The 16,854-nt window shown below is 60.2% G+C and carries 12 protein-coding genes and 1 tRNA gene; 4 read left to right on the top strand and 9 right to left on the bottom strand.

Annotation, left to right across the window (positions count from 1 at the left end; translation table 11 throughout):
* Window positions 1-121: 121 nt before the first annotated feature.
* From GL286_RS16270 to GL286_RS16240, 7 genes are all read right to left on the bottom strand, one after another.
* Window positions 122-667, bottom strand: coding sequence for a carboxymuconolactone decarboxylase family protein (locus tag GL286_RS16270; protein WP_155096638.1), 546 nt, complete (start codon window positions 665-667; stop codon window positions 122-124).
* A 27-nt stretch (window positions 668-694) separates the two neighbouring features.
* Window positions 695-1,402 carry a hypothetical protein gene (locus tag GL286_RS16265; RefSeq protein WP_155096637.1) on the bottom strand — a complete coding sequence of 236 codons (708 nt, stop codon included), beginning with the start codon at window positions 1,400-1,402 and terminating at the stop codon, window positions 695-697.
* A gap of 19 nt (window positions 1,403-1,421) precedes the next feature.
* Window positions 1,422-2,276, bottom strand: coding sequence for an alpha/beta fold hydrolase (locus tag GL286_RS16260; protein ID WP_155096636.1), 855 nt, complete (start codon window positions 2,274-2,276; stop codon window positions 1,422-1,424).
* 95 nt (window positions 2,277-2,371) lie between these two features.
* Window positions 2,372-3,301: a helix-turn-helix domain-containing protein gene (locus GL286_RS16255; protein WP_155096635.1), complete on the bottom strand. Its 930-nt coding sequence runs from the start codon at window positions 3,299-3,301 to the stop codon at window positions 2,372-2,374.
* A gap of 15 nt (window positions 3,302-3,316) precedes the next feature.
* Window positions 3,317-4,798 carry a catalase gene (locus GL286_RS16250; protein ID WP_155096634.1) on the bottom strand — a complete coding sequence of 494 codons (1,482 nt, stop codon included), beginning with the start codon at window positions 4,796-4,798 and terminating at the stop codon, window positions 3,317-3,319.
* Window position 4,799: 1 nt separating this feature from the next.
* Window positions 4,800-5,441 (bottom strand): cysteine hydrolase family protein, encoded by a 642-nt coding sequence (locus GL286_RS16245; protein ID WP_155096633.1) that lies wholly within the window; start codon window positions 5,439-5,441, stop codon window positions 4,800-4,802.
* Window positions 5,442-5,543: 102 nt separating this feature from the next.
* A complete protein-coding gene (locus tag GL286_RS16240) occupies window positions 5,544-6,107 on the bottom strand; it encodes a cysteine hydrolase family protein (protein WP_155096632.1) in 564 nt (187 codons plus the stop codon).
* Between the two features lie 430 nt (window positions 6,108-6,537).
* On the opposite strand from GL286_RS16240, the gene GL286_RS16235 reads away from it, so the two are divergent.
* Window positions 6,538-9,333, top strand: a complete 2,796-nt coding sequence (locus GL286_RS16235; RefSeq protein ID WP_155096631.1) for a winged helix-turn-helix domain-containing protein — start codon at window positions 6,538-6,540, stop codon at window positions 9,331-9,333.
* Window positions 9,334-9,457: 124 nt separating this feature from the next.
* On the opposite strand, the gene GL286_RS16230 is transcribed toward GL286_RS16235, so the two are convergent.
* Window positions 9,458-10,969 (bottom strand): AbgT family transporter, encoded by a 1,512-nt coding sequence (locus GL286_RS16230; protein WP_155096630.1) that lies wholly within the window; start codon window positions 10,967-10,969, stop codon window positions 9,458-9,460.
* Between the two features lie 446 nt (window positions 10,970-11,415).
* Here GL286_RS16230 and GL286_RS16225 point away from each other — a divergent pair, with 446 nt between their 5' ends.
* Together GL286_RS16225 and GL286_RS16220 are read left to right on the top strand one after the other, a co-directional pair.
* Window positions 11,416-13,221 carry an SLC13 family permease gene (locus GL286_RS16225; protein ID WP_155096629.1) on the top strand — a complete coding sequence of 602 codons (1,806 nt, stop codon included), beginning with the start codon at window positions 11,416-11,418 and terminating at the stop codon, window positions 13,219-13,221.
* A 30-nt stretch (window positions 13,222-13,251) separates the two neighbouring features.
* Complete coding sequence (locus GL286_RS16220) at window positions 13,252-14,628, top strand: M20/M25/M40 family metallo-hydrolase (protein ID WP_155096628.1); 1,377 nt, start codon at window positions 13,252-13,254, stop codon at window positions 14,626-14,628.
* 105 nt (window positions 14,629-14,733) lie between these two features.
* On the opposite strand, the gene GL286_RS16215 is transcribed toward GL286_RS16220, so the two are convergent.
* Window positions 14,734-15,681, bottom strand: a complete 948-nt coding sequence (locus GL286_RS16215) for an MYG1 family protein (protein WP_155096627.1) — start codon at window positions 15,679-15,681, stop codon at window positions 14,734-14,736.
* 699 nt (window positions 15,682-16,380) lie between these two features.
* On the opposite strand from GL286_RS16215, the gene GL286_RS16210 reads away from it, so the two are divergent.
* A tRNA-Ile gene (locus GL286_RS16210) sits at window positions 16,381-16,456 on the top strand.
* Window positions 16,457-16,854: the final 398 nt, after the last annotated feature.

Genomic DNA, 16,854 nt, shown 5'->3' with positions numbered 1-16,854 from the left:
CGCGATCTAACAATTCAAACCAATGCAGCAGCCTGATCGAAAGACGACTAGCGTCGTCGTTCATGATAAGTGGGCGCGGATCGCGGGGGGCTGGGGAGGATGGCGATCCGCGCCCTTTCCCTCATGCAGCGCGGGTCAGTTTCACACCGGGAAAATCAACCGGCACCTCCAGCGCGACATTGAGGTAATTCGTGAACAGGTTTAGGGCGACATGGGCGACGATCTCGACCACCTCCTCGTCGTCGAAATCCGCTGCCCGCAGGGCATCAACATCGGCAGAGGCGATATCCGCCCGGTTCTCGACCAGCTTGATCGCGAAGGTCAGCGCGGCGGCGGTACGTGGATCGGCCGGGCGTTCGGCCTGTGCCTCGGCCATCTCGGTGCTGCTGGCTCCGACCTTGCGGCCCAAACCGGTATGCGCGGCAAGGCAATAGTTGCAGTTGTTGCGATCGGCGATGGCCACGGCGATCTGCTCGCCCAGTTTCGCGCCGATCCGGCCCGAGCTGAGCGCGGCAAACGATCCCCACAAGCTGGTCAGCGCGGCAGGGGAATTGGCTGCGGCCTTGAACATGTTCGGGACCATGCCGAATGCGGCCTTGATCTGGGCCAGTTGCTCGGCGGTGGTGCCCGTGGTGCTGGACGGGTCAACAAGATTGATCCGGCTCATTTGTGATCCTTTCCTCTCTGGTAATGGTCAATCCAAGGGCGCGACCTTGCCCGGTAGGCTAAGATCGCCCGACGCTACCTTGAAAACATCGCTGACGCAGAGCAGTGGCGCGTGCAGGTTGCCGTTCACCTTCAACCCCGCCGTCACCCCGTCATATGACGCGCCCGAGATGCCGCCGATCAGATGCAACGGGATTTCCACATCCACCGCATCTCCCTTGAAGGTCGTCGGGTATTCGGGACTGTCGATCAGCAACGGTACGCCCGGCCAAGTCGCGGGAAGTTTAGGTTTGGGGCCCTCGGGGATGTCGATGACCTTTAGGCCACCCCCGCAAGCCTCATCCTTGGCAAGCACGACCCAATGCGGATGCCAGACGTCACGGTTTACGCCGCCATTCGCCGCATCGTCGAAATCGGGATGAAAGGTCACGGCCAGCGCAACGATGCCTTGTTTGGCCTCGAAACCGATTTCGGCGCTATCGAGCGAGGTCGGCCAGACATAGGCATAGACATCCGAGCCCTCGAACTTGCCGGTGGCGGCAGGCTTTTCCGCGCCTGCCGCGCCACGGACGCGGGTCGAGAAAATGGCCGTCTCGTCCTTGATCGCGATGCGCGTCTCGATGATATCGAAGGCGGCATCCACGGCTTCGGCTGGTTCGGATTTCACCGAATGGGCGTTAGCCTGCCCGATCACGGCGAGCAGCGCCAACGGAGCGTAAAGCAGGATACGGGTCATGGGGATGGCTCCGCTTGGATCACTGGTTGCGTACGAAACTGGCGATGATATCCGCTGCAAGCTGGGGATGTTGGTGCTGCGGCCCGTGGCCAGCCTGCGGGAAGGTGACAAGGGTGACGCTCGGCAAAACCTCGTTCAGGGCGTACCAATTCTCGACCGGGAAGATGATGTCGTGATCGCCGCCGATATGCAGGATCGGGATCTGCGTCGATTTCAGCATCTGCAGGACAGGTTCTGCGGGAAAGGCCGGGCTGCGGGGGCCGTGCACCAGCAGGGGGCGGGCGAACTCGACGGGAACCGGAGGTGACAGTTCCTCGTGCCGGTCGTCGATGCGGGCCTGAGACCGGACCGCCGCCGCGCGGCTTGTCGCGGATTTGGGCTCGAGAAACAGCGCGGTGATATCCTCGATCGAATAGCTTTCCTTGCCCGCGAGATCGTAGAAAAGCTGTTCAGCCAGTTTTGCCAGATCTCCCGGAGGCGTGGTTCCCAGCAGCACAAGGTGGCTGATATGGTCGGGGTAAAGCGTCAGCGCCGCCTGCGCGGCCATGCCACCCAGCGACCACCCGCCAACGACAACATCGCGCAGACCCAGTCCCGCGATCAGATCTCGCGCGTCGGCGGCCATATCTATCGGATTATAGCTCGGGGTCCCGTCCGAAAGGCCAAGACCGGTATAGTCGAAGACGATGACCTGAAATCCCTGCCCCGCCAAGGCATCCAGAAAAGCCGGATCCCATAGGTTCATCACGCCACGGAAACGGTGGTACAGGATGATAGGACGCCCCTTGCCCATCGTGCGATAGGCTAGTGTCCGGCCATTGATAGAGAGGTATTCTGTGGGCGAGGTCGTCGCGGAAATCTGCTGGATATTCATGCGTCTCCTCCGTTTGGTAAGGATTTGGCATCAGCCTTTGAGCCAGACTAAGCCATCGCGGATTCGGGCGTATTGTACGCAATTGCTGCGCCGTCTCAGGCGCTGCGCGCCCGTAACCATCTGCCCGGAGGCAGACCGACGACATTGCGGAAATATCTGGTGAAATGCGCCTGATCGTAGAAACCGACTGCCAGCGCGACATCGGCAAGGGACGCATGCGCTTCTTGCAGCAGGGATTGTGCCACGCGGACCCTTTCACGGATCAGCCAGATATGCGGCGAGACCCCCAGCGAAACCTTGAAGGCGCGGCAGAAGTGAAAAGGTGACAGTTGAACCAGATTGCAAAGCTCGCTCAGGCGGATGTTCTCGGTCAGGCGGGCGCGCATGTATTCGATGACCACGCGCCGCTCGGACGGTGAAAGTCCGCGCGGGTGGTCCTCGTGCGGACGCTCGATCCGTGCGAGACTTTGCAGCAAAGCCAGTGCAAGCATGTCGTCGCGCAGCGTCTCGTGCTGTTCGCCATCTCCGCAGGCGGCCTCGTATTGGCGGGCGAAATGCAGCAACGCGGGGTCATGAAACATGTAACGGGGTCTGAAATCCGACGGTTCGTAGCCCTCGCCAAGCTGGCGACCCAGATTGGCGACGTCGAATTGCAGCACCAGCCAACGCAGCGGCCCCGAGGGTTGATCGAAGAATCCCCATTGCCGTGCGCCAGGGGCAGCCATGGTCATCTGGTGCGGTGTGTCATGGGTCGGGATCGGCCTGCGACGGCCATGCGGGCCGATGGTCACGCGAGTATCCGGCTGCGACAGCATGACGATCAGCCGCGAGCAATCCGCCTCATCGGAATTGACCGAGGGGCGCAGGCACGACGCCTCGACCACCTTGGCGCTAAGGTAAGCCCATGCCGAAACCGACTTGATGGCATAGTCGATCCCTTCGTGCCGGATCGCCGAGACCTGTCGCCATGCCTCGGGTCCGAAACGCTGCTGCGGATGGGCGGTTGGGCCGCGGCTCGGGCGCATGGTGTTTTGACCAGCTTACGGATCGACGGCCGCCAGCCGGTCGGACAGGGCGCTCTCGGGCGCGGGACCGAAGGAAAGCGCGGCCGCAACGCCTGCGCCATAGGATGGATCGGCACGCAAGCAATTCGCGACATGGCGTTGTTTGACCTCGGTCCCGACCCCTGCCATGGCGCGGGCCGTGTTTTCGAACAGGCGCTGGCGTTCCTCGGGGGACATGAGGCGAAACAATGCACCGGGCTGTTCGAAATGATCATCCGCCACGCGATGATCGTAGTGATCCGCCACCCCCTCAAGTGCCAAGGGCGGCTCCGACTGCCCTGTGCTGGCCCATTCATCCGCCGAGTTCGGCCAATAGGCGACCGTCGATCCGGCATTGCCATCGACCCGCATCTGCCCGTCCCGATGATAGGAATGGGCCGGGCAGCGGGGGGCATTGACCGGGATGCTCATATGGTTGACGCCCAGACGATAACGCTGCGCGTCGCCATATGAGAACAGCCGCGCCTGCAACATCCGGTCGGGCGAAAAGCTGATGCCGGGGACGATATTGGCGGGGCTGAAGGCGGCCTGCTCGACCTCGGCAAAGACGTTGTCGGGGTTGCGGTTCAACTCCATCACGCCGACCTCGACCAGCGGGAAGTCGCGTTTGGGCCAGACCTTGGTCAGATCGAACGGATTGTGGCGATGGGTCCGCGCCTCGGCCTCGGTCATGATCTGGACGCACAGTGTCCAGCGCGGGAAGTCGCCGCACTCGATGGCGGTATAAAGATCGCGCTGATGGCTTTCGCGGTCATACCCGATCAGCGTCGCGGCCTCAGCATCGTCAAGGTTTTCGATCCCCTGCCCGCAGCGCCAGTGGAACTTGGTACAAACCCGTTCATTCGCGGCATTGATCAGGCTGAAAGTGTGGCTGCCGAAGCCGTGCATATGGCGATAGCTACGTGGGATGCCGCGATCGCTCATCACGATGGTGACCTGATGCAGTGCCTCGGGCAGCAAAGTCCAGAAGTCCCAATTGCTGTGGGGGTTGCGCATGCCCGTCCTTGGGTCACGCTTGACGGCGTGGTTCAGGTCGGGAAAGCGCAAGGGATCGCGGAAGAAGAAGACCGGCGTGTTGTTTCCGACAAGATCCCAGTTGCCCTGTTCGGTATAGAACTTCACCGCGAAGCCGCGAATGTCACGCTCGGCGTCCGCAGCACCGCGTTCGCCCGCGACGGTCGAGAAGCGCACAAACACCGGCGTCTGCTTTCCGATCTGCGAGAACAGTGCCGCCTTGGAGTGCCTTGTGATGTCGCCGGTCACGGTGAAAATGCCATAGGCCCCCGAACCTTTGGCATGCATGCGCCGCTCGGGGATGACCTCGCGGTCGAAATGCGCGAGCTTCTCGATCAGCCAGATGTCTTGCAGCAGCGCCGGACCTTGAGGACCGGCAGTCTGGATGTTCAGATTATCGGCGACCGGCGCGCCATTGGCATGGGTCAGGGGCGTATCGCTCATGTCATGTGCCCTTTCCGAAGGCGTCCAGCGCCTCGATGAAATCGCTTGTGGTCAGGATCGCATGGGCAAAGGTCGGGCCGTTGACCTCATGCGCGCTATGCATCGCCTCGTGGCTGGCAGCGGCGGTGGCGTCGCGGAGCAGCGTCACGTGATAGCCAAGTTCCGAGGCGAAGCGCCCTGTCGCCTCGATGCAGGTATTGGCGATCAGGCCGATCAGCACGACATGCGTGACCTTGCACTGCTTCAGAAGTAGGTCGAGATCGGTATTGGCAAAGCCGCTCGCCCCCCAATGTTCCTTGACGACGATCTCACCGACCTGCGGCGCGAAATCGGGGAACCATTCCGCACCCCAGCTTCCTTTGGCAAAGACCTGATGACGCGCAGCGCCCAACTGATAGGGCGTCGGGTGGTCCCAGGTCTCGAAATCCCCCGCCTGCCATTGGTGATGGGGAACGATGAATACGTGCAATCCGGCCGTTCGCGCCGCCGCAAGTGCACTGCGCAGTTTGTCATGCAAACCGATGCCGCTCGCCACTTCTTGCACCAAGGGCCACAGCTTGCCACCCTCTGCCAGAAAGTCGTTATAGGGATCGACGAACAGCAACGCGGTCCGCGTCGGATCGTAAAAGGCGGATTGGGACATGGGGAGCGGTCCTGAGCCTGATTTTCGCGGAAAGTCTGGTCCCGCGCCGCGTCAAACGAAATTCTACGACCGTGTGGCGGGACCAAACCTTCGGATAGAAGATCAGGCGGCCTTGGCGGCTTGGCCCAGATATTCATCGGTCGACAATGCCTTGGCATAGGCGAATGACAGGGCCGACATAAAGGCCGCATGGGCCATCTCTGCGGGAACGCGGGTACCGTTGAACTCCAGATCGCGAGAGGCGCAGGCGTCGTGGATCAGCAGCACGCGATAGCCGAAATCGGCCGAGGCGCGGGTGGCGGCATCGACGCACATATGGCTCATATTGCCGCAGATCACGAGTTCCGAGACGTTACCCTCGTCCAGATGCGCCTTGAGATCCGTGCCGAGATAAGAGTTGATCTGGTGTTTCAGGACGACATGCTCGCCTGCCGCCGGAGCGATCGAAGGATGGATCGCCGCACCTTCACTGCCCGGACGAAAGAACGGTGCATCGACGCTTTCGAATTCATGCCGGATATGGACGACAAGATCACCCGCGGCCCGCGCTGCCGCGATCAGGCGCGCGGCATTGGCCGCCGCTTCCTTGACCCCGACCAATGGCCAGTCGCCATCGGGAAAATAGTCGTTCTGGATATCTATGACGATCAGGGCTTTCTTTGGCATTGCGGCGTCCTCGGTTTGGTTGATCGGCGTTAGACAAGTTGGGACAGATAGATCGGTATGCCTTGACGGGTTTCATCCATCCGCATTGCACCGGCTTGGCTGCTGGTCACGGGCGCCGGCATTGCAGGACAGCAGGTCGGGATCCGGTCATCTTCGGAGTCCCGAATTCTCATGACGAGTAAATCGTCGCAAAAAATTGCAAACCTTGCCCCCTGAGCGCACAGCCAGGCATTTAGATACTGCCTGGCTGGGGCTCAGGCGCGATGGCCATAATGCCACCATTCTGCGGATCATCGTTGCCGCAGGGGTCGTAAATTTTAGAACCGAAGGCGGTTCAACTCAATATCTTACTTCGGTAAGGCGACAGGATCGGACCGGTCCACTAGCATACCACGACCAATGGCGGATTTCCGCAGCAGCGAGGTGGAAGGTGGACGACGCGTTTCAACCCTCGGCAATGCAGCATGAGGTCCGTTTCGGGGAATATCGTTTCTTTCTCCGCTCGGGCGTTCTGCTGAGGCAGGATACTCCGATCAGGATCGGCAGCAGAGCACGGGTTCTGCTGCAGGCGCTCGCACGGAATCCAGGCGAGACCATCGCATATTCCGAGTTGATCGCTGCGGCCTGGCCCGGCATCCGTGTCGAAGAAGCGAATTTGCGGGTTCAGATGTCGGCGCTTCGGCGTCTGCTGGATGCTGGCTCGTCTGGTCCGTCCCACATCGCGAACAGTCCCGGTCGGGGCTATGCCCTGACCTGTCTGCCCACGCTCGACAATGACGACCAGAAAATCCCCGCAGCACCGATAGTCGGACTACTTTCGCCGCTTTCCTCGATGATCGGTCGGGGCGAGGATGTCGCCATCGCGCTTGACCGGTTGCAGCGTCACCGCTGTCTCAGCGTCGTGGGTCCCGGGGGCATCGGCAAGACCCGCCTTGCTATCGAACTGTGCTGGTGCTTGGCCGAGAATGCCGAATGCCGGATCTGCTTCGTCGATCTGGCTCCGCTCGGCTCGGGCGAACTTGTGTCATCGACCATCGCGGCGACCCTTGGCGGAACCGAGGATCCGCACGCCCCCGTCGAGCAGCGTATCCTTGCGGCGGTCAGATCCGTGCCGACCCTGTTGGTCCTCGACAATTGCGAGCATGTGCTGGAAGCAACCGCAGGGCTTGCCGACCGTCTGTTGCGGCAGGCACCTAACCTGCGCATTCTGGCCACCAGCCGCGAGCCGTTCCTGATCGACGGTGAGGCGGTTCTGCGCCTGTCCGGACTGGCGCTACCACCAGAAGATGCCCTGCCCGTCTCGCTGGCCGAGGCGCTCGACTATCCTGCAATCGAATTGCTGGTCGAACGGGCGATGGCGGCGCAAGGCGTTTCCTTTTCTGGACCGGATGTGCCTGCACTGGTCAGGATCGTACAGCGCCTTGACGGCATCCCGCTGGCCATCGAACTGGCCGCCGGACGGATCGAAGCAATCGGCCCCGAGGCCTTGGCCCATGCGCTTGAAGGGCAAATCAGCCTGCTTGACCGCGGCAGGCGTCCGGCCTTGCCTCGCCATCGCACCTTGGCGGCGACGCTCGAATGGAGCTTCGATCTGCTGTCCGAGGACGAACGCAGTCTGCTGGTCACGCTCAGCGTCTTTCAGGGTGAATTCCAGTTGGAAGGCGCCGGACAGGTCTCGCAGATAGAATTCGAGAGCCTGTTGCGCCTTGTCGCCTCGCTGGTCACGAAATCCTTCGTGATCGTCAGCCGCTCGGGTCAAGCGGTGCGTTACCGGTTGCTCGAAACCACACGCACGTTCTGCACCTCGCAACTGGCGAAGCGTGCCGATGCGTCCGAGATCCTGCACCGCCACGCCACCCATATGGTCGCCGAACTCGCGCCCGCCATCAGGACTAGCGGCACGGATGCTCAAGGACATGCCGAATTGCGCCGGATCGCCGCCGATATTCGCGCGGCCATGGTTTGGGGACTGCGCGAAGGCGGCGATGCGCGACTTGCCGTGCAACTGATCGTCGAAAGTGGGCCGCTATGGCTGCGCCTGTCGATGCTCAAGGACTACGCGCTCATCATCGAACGGGCAATCGACATTTTCTCGACCCATCCCGAACTGGACGAAACCGATCTGGTCTGGCTTGCCCCCAGCTTGCACAAGGCATGGTACAATTCGTTGGGTCTGTCGCCAAAGGTCCAGCCGATGCTGATCAAAGCGATCGACGTGGCGCGTCGGACGGAAAACCGCAGTTGCCATCTAGATTGTCTTTGGGCGATGTTCGGCACGCGCCTGACCGAGGCCAGATATGGTGGCGCCTTGTCCTACGCCCGCGAATTCCAGAAGGTGGCCGAGGCCTCGGGCGATGCGGCGCAGATCGCCATGGCCCATCGCATCGTGGCGCTCAGCATGTGGCGGGACGGCAATCTGGGCGATGCCGCGCGGCATGGACGTGCGGCTTTACGCTCGAATGCGCAGATGACGGCGCATGTCCAGCTGGACCTGATGTACAAGCAGGGCGTGACCTCGCGGGCGAATATGTCGAACCTGCTTTGGTTGACAGGTCAGGCGGATGCCGCGTTGGATTTGGCGCATGAGGCAGTCACGGTCGGGCTTTCGGGCGATATGCTGGGGCTGGCTTACGGGCTGGGGATGATGATTATCCCGCTGACCTTCTGGGTCGGCGATATCGAGCAGGCCGAGTCGCTTTCGGCGCTGCTGCTGAAGATCTCGGCCGAGAATGATTACAGCTATTGGGGGCGCTGGGGCCGGACCTATCAAAGTGCGGTCCACCGCCTGCGGCATGGCACGGCCGCCTCCGACGATGCAATCGAGGCCTATTCCGAGGAAATGGACGGGCTGCACCGCCATATCCTTGCCACGATCCTGCCCGATCTGCCGCTCGAATGGGTCACCCGGCACGACGCTGACGAGAAGCGCGATCACCCCCATTGGTGCACCGCCGAATTACAGCGTATCGTGGCATTGCAGCTTCTTGCCCGTGGCGACACCGAGGGAGCGCGCACCCAGCTTGAATTTGCCTTCGAGACCGCGCGTGGTCAGGGTGCCTTGGCTTGGGCGCTTCGCATTGCCACCAATCTGGCCGATCTGGACTTGCGCAACGGAGAGTGGATGCTCGCGCGGGACCGGCTTTCCCAGACATTGCTGCGCATTCCCCAAGGCACCAAGACAAGGGATGTCAGGCAAGCAAGAAATCTGCTGGCAGCCATGCGGTAAAATCTGCTTCTGGCTTTCTTCTGGCGGAACGCCATTTCACCGTCGGTTTCGAAATGAATGGAGCCCACAGCACCGGAGTTACCCCTAGATTTCTGGCGTGATTGTTTCGTCGCCGTCTGGTTGCTCAGGCGGGGCCGAGTGGCAGACCTACGGCGTACCAAACGACAAGCAGAAGCGTCCACAAAACCAGCAGTGTGATCGTATAGGGCAGCATCAGTGCGACAATTGTGCCGATCCCGGCATCTTTCTGATATTTTTGCGCAAAGCCGACCATCACAGCCAAATAGACGTTCAACGGAGTGATGACATTCATCGGGCTGTCTCCGGTTCGATATGCGGCCAGCACAAGGTCCGGATTTCCGCCAAGCCGCATGAAAAGCGGAACGAACACAGGCGCAAGGATGGCCCATTTCGCAAGTGCGCCAGTCAGAATGATGTCGATGATCGCGACCACCAGTACGAACAGGATGATATACCCTGTCGCTCCGATCGGTACGGTTTGCAGGAAATCGGCCAGATTGACCGCAAGCACCGTCGCGAGATTGGTGAAGTTAAAGAAGGCAATGAAGTTCGCGATGACGAACAACAGGAAAATCATGCCAGAAAGATTGCTCCATGTTTTCACTACCAATCCGATTGCGGCCGTCACATTCGCAATCGTCCCCGCCCCCCGCCCGTAGGCATAGCCGACACAAAGAAACAGAAGGCTGATCAACACGATCAGTCCGCTCATGAAAGGCGAACCGGCCATGATGCCACCGGTCTCCTGATTGCGCAGGATGCCCCATGGCAAGGGCGGCGCGGTCAATGCTCCAAAGACCAGAACAAAGACCAGCAGCGCGCGGCCAGCGAATTTCAACCCGCGTTGCTCTGCCTCGGAAAGCCCAGTCGAGGCCTCGACCGGCAACCCGCCATGATAAGGGCCAAGCCTTGGCTCAACGAAGCGCTCGGTCAAAAGGGTGCAGATGATGGCCATGATGATCGACGATGCGATCATGTAGAATAGGTTGCCCACGACAGTAATCTGGGCGTTCGGGTTCACGGTACGGATAGAGTCGTTCGTCACCTCGACCAGCAGCGCATCAGTCGGCGTCACGAAGACGTTCACCAGAAAGACAGCTGCAACGCCCGAGAATCCGGCCGCCAAACCCGCCAAGGGATGCCGTCCCATGCTGTGAAACGCCGCAGCGGCCAGCGGCACAAGCACCAGATATCCCGCATCAGCCGCGATCGAAGACAGCACCCCGACCATCACAATCATGAAGGTGAAAATCGACCTCGGCGCAGCGGCCACCAGTTTGCGGACCAGCGTCGCGATAAGACCGGATTCTTCTGCCAGTCCCACTCCGATCATGGCAACAAGAATTACACCGACACCGGTAAAGCCCAGAAAATTGGCGACCGGCGAGGTGATCATGAAACGGATTCCGTCGGGCGAAAGCAGGCTGCGCACGGTCGCAGTCTGGGTTACAATATCGCCTATGGCAGGATCATATCCCTCATAGGTGACTGTCGAACCAAGGGCCGAGAATATGACGGATAGGACGATCACGATCCCGATCAACATAAAGAATATGATCGCCGGATGCGGTACCATATTGCCCACCCGCTCTATCGTGCCAAGAAAGCCGGACATTCCGGGATCCGCACTATCTGCCGCAGGGTCTTTAACGGACTTATTTGCCACCCCACCCTCCGCCTTAAAGTCAGACTGCAGGGGTTTCCGCAGTCTATATCGAGGCATTATCTACCCAATGACCGTGCCTTAATTCATAAGGCTGCTATATCGCGATCATGACTCAGGACGAAACCGGTCCAAATTTCACAGTAGATTCATACCTTTGTCGAGGGCCCTACTCCTCGAAAAAGATGCCGCTATATTAATACAGAAATCCGCGTAGAACCATATTCAGCGCGGAATTGAAGATGGTATCGCGATGGATGGACGCAGCGCCTATCCACCCCTTCTCAAGGAGATTGAATTTCATTCAGCCAAACTGGACATGCGTCTTTTACGAAATACGTTGCCGATTTCATCGGCATTCGTCAAGATTGATCAAGCCTTAGCCACGAGGTCTTTCCTTGACAGATATTTGGATCGTCTTTGCTGTCATCGCGGCAATCGTCATCTTGTTCATCTGGGACAAACTTCCTGTCATCGTGGTGTGCATTGCCGCGGCATTGGCTCTTTGGGCGACGGGTATCCTGACCGTACAGGAGGCGCTGGCCGGTTTCGGCGATCCGGCTGTGATCTTCATCGCCGCATTATTTGTGCTTAGTGCAGGACTCGAGGCTTCGGGGGTCACGGCTTGGGCCGGACAGCTTCTCATCTCGCAGGCGGGCTCCAGCCGCACGCGGCTGATCGTCCTGATGATGGGATTTGTCGGCGTTCTTTGCGCGTTGATCAGCGTGAACGGATCGGTGGCGGCGCTGTTGCCGGTCGTCGTGGTCATGGCGATCCGGCTTGGCAGATCGCCGTCGCAACTGTTGATGCCGCTGGTTTTCGGCGCGCATGCCGGTTCGCAACTGATGCTGACCGGCAGTCCGGTCAACGTGCTGGTGGCCGAAGCATCTGAATACGCAGGCGGCGGCGGATTCGGCTATTTCGAATTCGCTCTGGTCGGCCTGCCGATCGTGATCGGCTGCATTGCCATCGTTGTTCTGTTCGGGCAAAAGTTGCTGCCCGAACGCAGCAGTACATCGCTGCCCCCCGATCTGAGCCGCCATGCGACCACGCTGTTCGAACAGTATCTACTGTCGAGCGATCTGCACCAGTTGCGCGTTCGCAGCGGCTCTCCGATCAGCGGAACTAACCGGGGATCGTTAGCCTTCACCAATCAACCCCAGCTAGCGCTTGTGACCATAAAAGACGCAAAGGGGCAGACGACCCTCGACGATATCGTAAAGGTCGGCGATATCCTTGTCATTCGCGGGCCGGCCGATCAGGCAACCGAACTTGCCAACGAAATGAAGCTTACATTCCGGCAAGACCCACGTCCGGACGGCATCTCCGAGACATTGTTCAATCGCGATTCCGGTCTTGCCGAGGTCGTTATTCCGCCGCGCTCGCCGCTGATCGGGATGCGGTTCTTTCCGGGCATGGTCACAGAAAGTGGCGATCTGATCGTGCTGGCAATCCAGAGGCAAGGCGATGATGTTCCGCGCGGGGCCGTCCTTGCCGCCGGAGATACGCTGCTGTTGAAAGGCACATGGTACGCGCTTGAAACTCGCCTCGCGCAACGTGAGGTTCTCGTCGTCAACGCGCCCGATCTGGTGCGCCGTCAGGCCGTGTCGATGGGGCCGGGTTCCAAAACGGTTCTGTTTGCGCTTGGGTTGATGGTCCTTTTACTGGCAACGGGCCTTGTTCCACCCGCCGTCGCTGGGCTTCTGGCCGCAGGTATCATCCTGATCGCAGGCGTGCTCAGCGTCGAGCAAGCCTATCGCGCCATCGGCTGGACGACCGTCATCCTTGTCGCGGCACTCATGCCGCTTTCAACGGCGATGCAGGTCACAGGGGCGGCGCAGCTTCTGGCGGATGGGCTGGTCTATGTGGTCGGCGATATGGGCCCCTATCCGCTGCTGGCGGGACTGTTCATCCTGTCCGCCATTCTTGGACAGGTTATCTCGAACACCGCGACATCCCTGATCATCATCCCCATATCGGTCGTGGCCGCGCAGAAGATGGGGATCTCGGTCCAGCCGGTGCTGATGTGCGTCTGTATCGCCTGTGCCGGGGCCTTCCTGACGCCCGTCGCCACGCCCACCAACCTGATGGTGATGGAGCCGGGGGCCTACAAGTTCGGTGATTACTGGAAGCTGGGGCTTCCGATGTTGATCTGGTTCTTCATCATCGCCGTTTTCCTCGTGCCACTAATCTGGCCGTTCTGATCTGCAACTGACCTGAGGGAGGTTTCGTTGATGTCCGATCTTGATAAAGTTCTGGCCCATATCGACGCCGATTTCGACAATGCACTGGATCGGCTGTTCCAGACCGTGCGGATGAAATCGATCTCGACCGATCCGGCCTATGCTGATGAAACCCGCGCCTGCGCCGAATGGCATTCGCAGGACCTGGCCTCGATCGGCTTCGCCTCCGAGGTGCGGCCCACCCCCGGCCATCCCATCGTTCTGGCCAAGAACCACGATGCCACGGGAACCAAGATCCTGTTCTATGGCCATTACGACGTGCAGCCCGCCGATCCGTTGGAACTGTGGGACGGCGATCCGTTTGAACCAAAGATCGCCACCCTTGCCGATGGCAGCAAAGAGATCCGCGGCAGGGGCGCATCCGACGACAAGGGCCAGCTGATGACCTTTGTCGAGGCCTGCCGCGCCTGGAAGGCCGTCACCGGCAAGCTACCGCTGCCGATCACCATCCTGCTGGAGGGCGAGGAGGAATCCGGCGGCGCGAACCTTCCGGGCTTCCTCGAAGCGGCCAAACCCGAACTGGGGGCCGATGTCGCGATGATCTGCGACACCAATATGTGGGATAAGCAGACGCCCGCGATCACGACCAGCCTGCGCGGTCTTTGCGCCGAGGAAGTTCACATCCATGCCAGCGATCGCGATCTGCATTCCGGCTTCTATGGCTCGGCTGCCGCCAACCCGAACCACGTTCTGGCCCGCATCCTTGCCGATCTGCGCGACGCCGATGGCCGCATCACGCTGCCCGGTTTTTATGACGGCGTGCCGGAGCTTCCGCAGTCCCTGCGCGACAGTTGGGCCAAGCTGAACTTCTCGGAAGCCGCGTTTCTGGGCGAGGTCGGGCTTTCCCTACCCGCAGGCGAAAAAGGTCGCTCGGTGCTGGAGCAGACTTGGTCGCGCCCGACCTGCGAGGTGAACGGCATGATCGGCGGCTATACCGGTGACGGGTTCAAAACGGTGATCCCCGCCGTCGCCTCCGCGAAGATCAGCTTCCGGCTGGTCTTTAACCAAGACCCCCACAAGATCCGCGCCGCCTTCCGAGACTTCGTCAATGCCCGCATTCCTGCGGATTGTCGCGTCGAGTTCACCGAATTCGGCTCGGGCAGCGCGGTGGCCTTCGAGGTTTCTGCTCCGGTCTTCCAGAAAACCCAGCAGGCGCTGAGCGACGAATGGGGCAAGGACGCTGCTTTCGTCGGCGGAGGCGGCTCGATCCCCGTCGCCACCATGATCAAAGAGATGCTGGGACTGGACGTGGTCATGGCGGGCTTCGGCCTCAGCGACGACCGCATCCACAGCCCGAACGAGAAATACAGCCTCACCAGCTTCCACAAGGGCATCCGCTCTTGGGCAAGGGTGCTCGCCGCGTTGTGACAAAGGTCCGGTTTGACCGCGACGACTTATTCAAGATGCTTGCGAACTTTGTTCCCAACCGGAATCGAGAGCCAAGGCCACATCACCCCGGGGACCCGACGTGCTTCAGGACTGGTGCTGGCCCTCGGCTTCGATCACCGCAATGCGGGCCAACTCCAATATTGCGTCACGGCTTGCCGCAACCGCAATGAAACGCCCGTTGTGGCAGAACTTGGCACCGGCCACGCCCGAGGCTGCTTCGAATGCCTCATCCGTCAGACCTGCCCAGCTTTCGGGAAGGTCGGCGCGAAGTTCGAACCCCTCGTCGTTCAGCCGGATACCGGTCAGCGTCCAGTCCCGATCACGCGGATGGACCACAAACAGCAGATGGTCTGCTCCCGCCTTTACCACCGCCGAGCGGAACGGCATGCCCATCGGCAGTTCAAGGACGCGGCCATCCCCTGCCCTCGCCACTGCCTCGAGCACCATGGCTTCGGCACGGTACTTGGCAGACTTGCGATTGATGCTCGCTTCGACGAATGCGCGAGCGACACCAAGTGCAGACTGGAAAGCGCGATCCTCGCTATCGGGTGACGTGTCATCGAATACGGGCTTCAAGCTCTCCATTAGCGCGGGCAACGTCAGGTCCGACAGCAACGGCCCAGCCGTTGACGGGCTAAGTGCGCCGTTATCGACCAGATCCACCGGCAATACAAAGCCCGCGTCGAACGAGGCGTGGATGGACTCGATGTCTCTTGCGGGAACATTCATCGCTGCCAGATAGTCGCGACCGAAGTGCTTCCAGATCAATCCGAACGAACTATAGGGCTGTCCATCGTCCCGCAGCGGCGCGTTGCGTTGATGGTGATCGAAGATTCTTGTACCCGCATCATAGTCGCGACCTACATCATAAATGATCCTGTCGGCACCCGGCGTGATGCATTCCGAGGCCCTTGTCCTGATCAATTGCGCATCGGGAAACAGCCGCGTCAGCACAACCGACGACAGCAGCTCGTCAGCATGAAAGCCGCCGTTATGCGTTACAAGATAGTCGGGTATAGATGCAGCAGTCATGCCAATCACGGCCTTTCATAAGGCCACAGGTTGGCCGTTCAAGAGTACAGACAGCAGCGATTTACGTCGTTCGCGCTGAATCAGCAACCGGTTGGGCCTTGGTTCCGATCGTCTTAGAAGCGGACGAGAGACCTGCAGATTATGGCGAACAGGCTTACCTTCGCACTACATCGCTGTCGAAAAGCTAGGCAGCGACTCCGGGTCTGGCAGAAGACCATCGTGGCGAACGAAGTGAGGAGTGCCGGAGCTACCCCAATTCGCAACGATCTATTGCAAGATCTGCACGCCCCCATGATCGTCCTGATGGATCGCACTGATCCGCGACAGGTGGGCGCACATCCGATGGGCCCTTTTCGGTACGAGTTTCCCGGCGGGCAGATCGAGTTCGTCCGGGCGTTCGGGCGCCGCCCCCTCGCTTTGGTCGTGAAGGTGCTTGGATACTCCATCATCGTTCATCGTGGCCTAATGCGTTAGCGACCTGTGCGTTGGTCCGATATGTATCCGACCGGGTAGTTCCCGCGCAAAACGACGACCTATCACCCGATTCAATCCATCTGACGATGTTCAGAAGTTCCGTCTTCCAATTCCAATGGCAGTAGTCTGATGGACTCGGGTCCAGTTCTGCATGGAAATCAACAGGACGCGTTACGGGCGCTATTGACCCCTAGATGGGTTCCGTATTAGGCGAAGCAGAGGTAGGGGCGTGTAGCTCAATGGTTAGAGCAGGGCGCTCATAACGCCTTGGCTGGGGGTTCGAGTCCCTCCGCGCCTACCATTATCTCAGATAAATCATCGCTCTATGCGTTGAAGTGCGTCCGCAGAATCGAGCGATTGCCCAGCTTGGGTCAGGGCAGTTAGGCTGCAGTGCCCCGCATGGTTTCGGCGCGATCAAAGACCCCATGTTCGATCTTTTTCTATTGCGTCGGTGTAATGCGCCTCGAGGACATGAGCGGTCCAAAATCCTCTAGAACGTTCAGAAACGCTACAGCCAGATGGAAGTACTTAGTCCGCTCTGAACACCTCCCGACGCATTGATTTTGGGTGATCAACCTTAGGCTTCATTCGCTTTGAATTGCAGGGTTTCGTATGCTTTGGCGAGAAACCCTGCAATTTCCGGTCGCCGATGAAGCCCCGTTCCCGCAGCCCTGAACAGGTGACCTGCTCCGCCCGCGG

Source organism: Paracoccus aestuariivivens (assembly GCF_009711225.1).
Taxonomy (GTDB): Bacteria; Pseudomonadota; Alphaproteobacteria; order Rhodobacterales; family Rhodobacteraceae; genus Paracoccus; species Paracoccus aestuariivivens.
Note: the sequence above shows the minus strand (reverse complement) of the source record. Positions and strands in the feature narration are given on the sequence as shown.

What these genes read in the sequence shown, in the direction of transcription:
- GL286_RS16260 (WP_155096636.1), bottom strand. Translation starts at nt 2,276, where the DNA reads ATGAATATCCAGCAGATTTCCGCGACGACCTCGCCCACAGAATACCTC.
- GL286_RS16245 (WP_155096633.1), bottom strand. Translation starts at nt 5,441, where the DNA reads ATGTCCCAATCCGCCTTTTACGATCCGACGCGGACCGCGTTGCTGTTC.
- GL286_RS16215 (WP_155096627.1), bottom strand. Translation starts at nt 15,681, where the DNA reads ATGACTGCTGCATCTATACCCGACTATCTTGTAACGCATAACGGCGGC.
- GL286_RS16230 (WP_155096630.1), bottom strand. Translation starts at nt 10,969, where the DNA reads ATGTCCGGCTTTCTTGGCACGATAGAGCGGGTGGGCAATATGGTACCG.
- GL286_RS16220 (WP_155096628.1), top strand. Translation starts at nt 13,252, where the DNA reads ATGTCCGATCTTGATAAAGTTCTGGCCCATATCGACGCCGATTTCGAC.
- GL286_RS16250 (WP_155096634.1), bottom strand. Translation starts at nt 4,798, where the DNA reads ATGAGCGATACGCCCCTGACCCATGCCAATGGCGCGCCGGTCGCCGAT.
- GL286_RS16240 (WP_155096632.1), bottom strand. Translation starts at nt 6,107, where the DNA reads ATGCCAAAGAAAGCCCTGATCGTCATAGATATCCAGAACGACTATTTT.
- GL286_RS16265 (WP_155096637.1), bottom strand. Translation starts at nt 1,402, where the DNA reads ATGACCCGTATCCTGCTTTACGCTCCGTTGGCGCTGCTCGCCGTGATC.
- GL286_RS16270 (WP_155096638.1), bottom strand. Translation starts at nt 667, where the DNA reads ATGAGCCGGATCAATCTTGTTGACCCGTCCAGCACCACGGGCACCACC.
- GL286_RS16255 (WP_155096635.1), bottom strand. Translation starts at nt 3,301, where the DNA reads ATGCGCCCGAGCCGCGGCCCAACCGCCCATCCGCAGCAGCGTTTCGGA.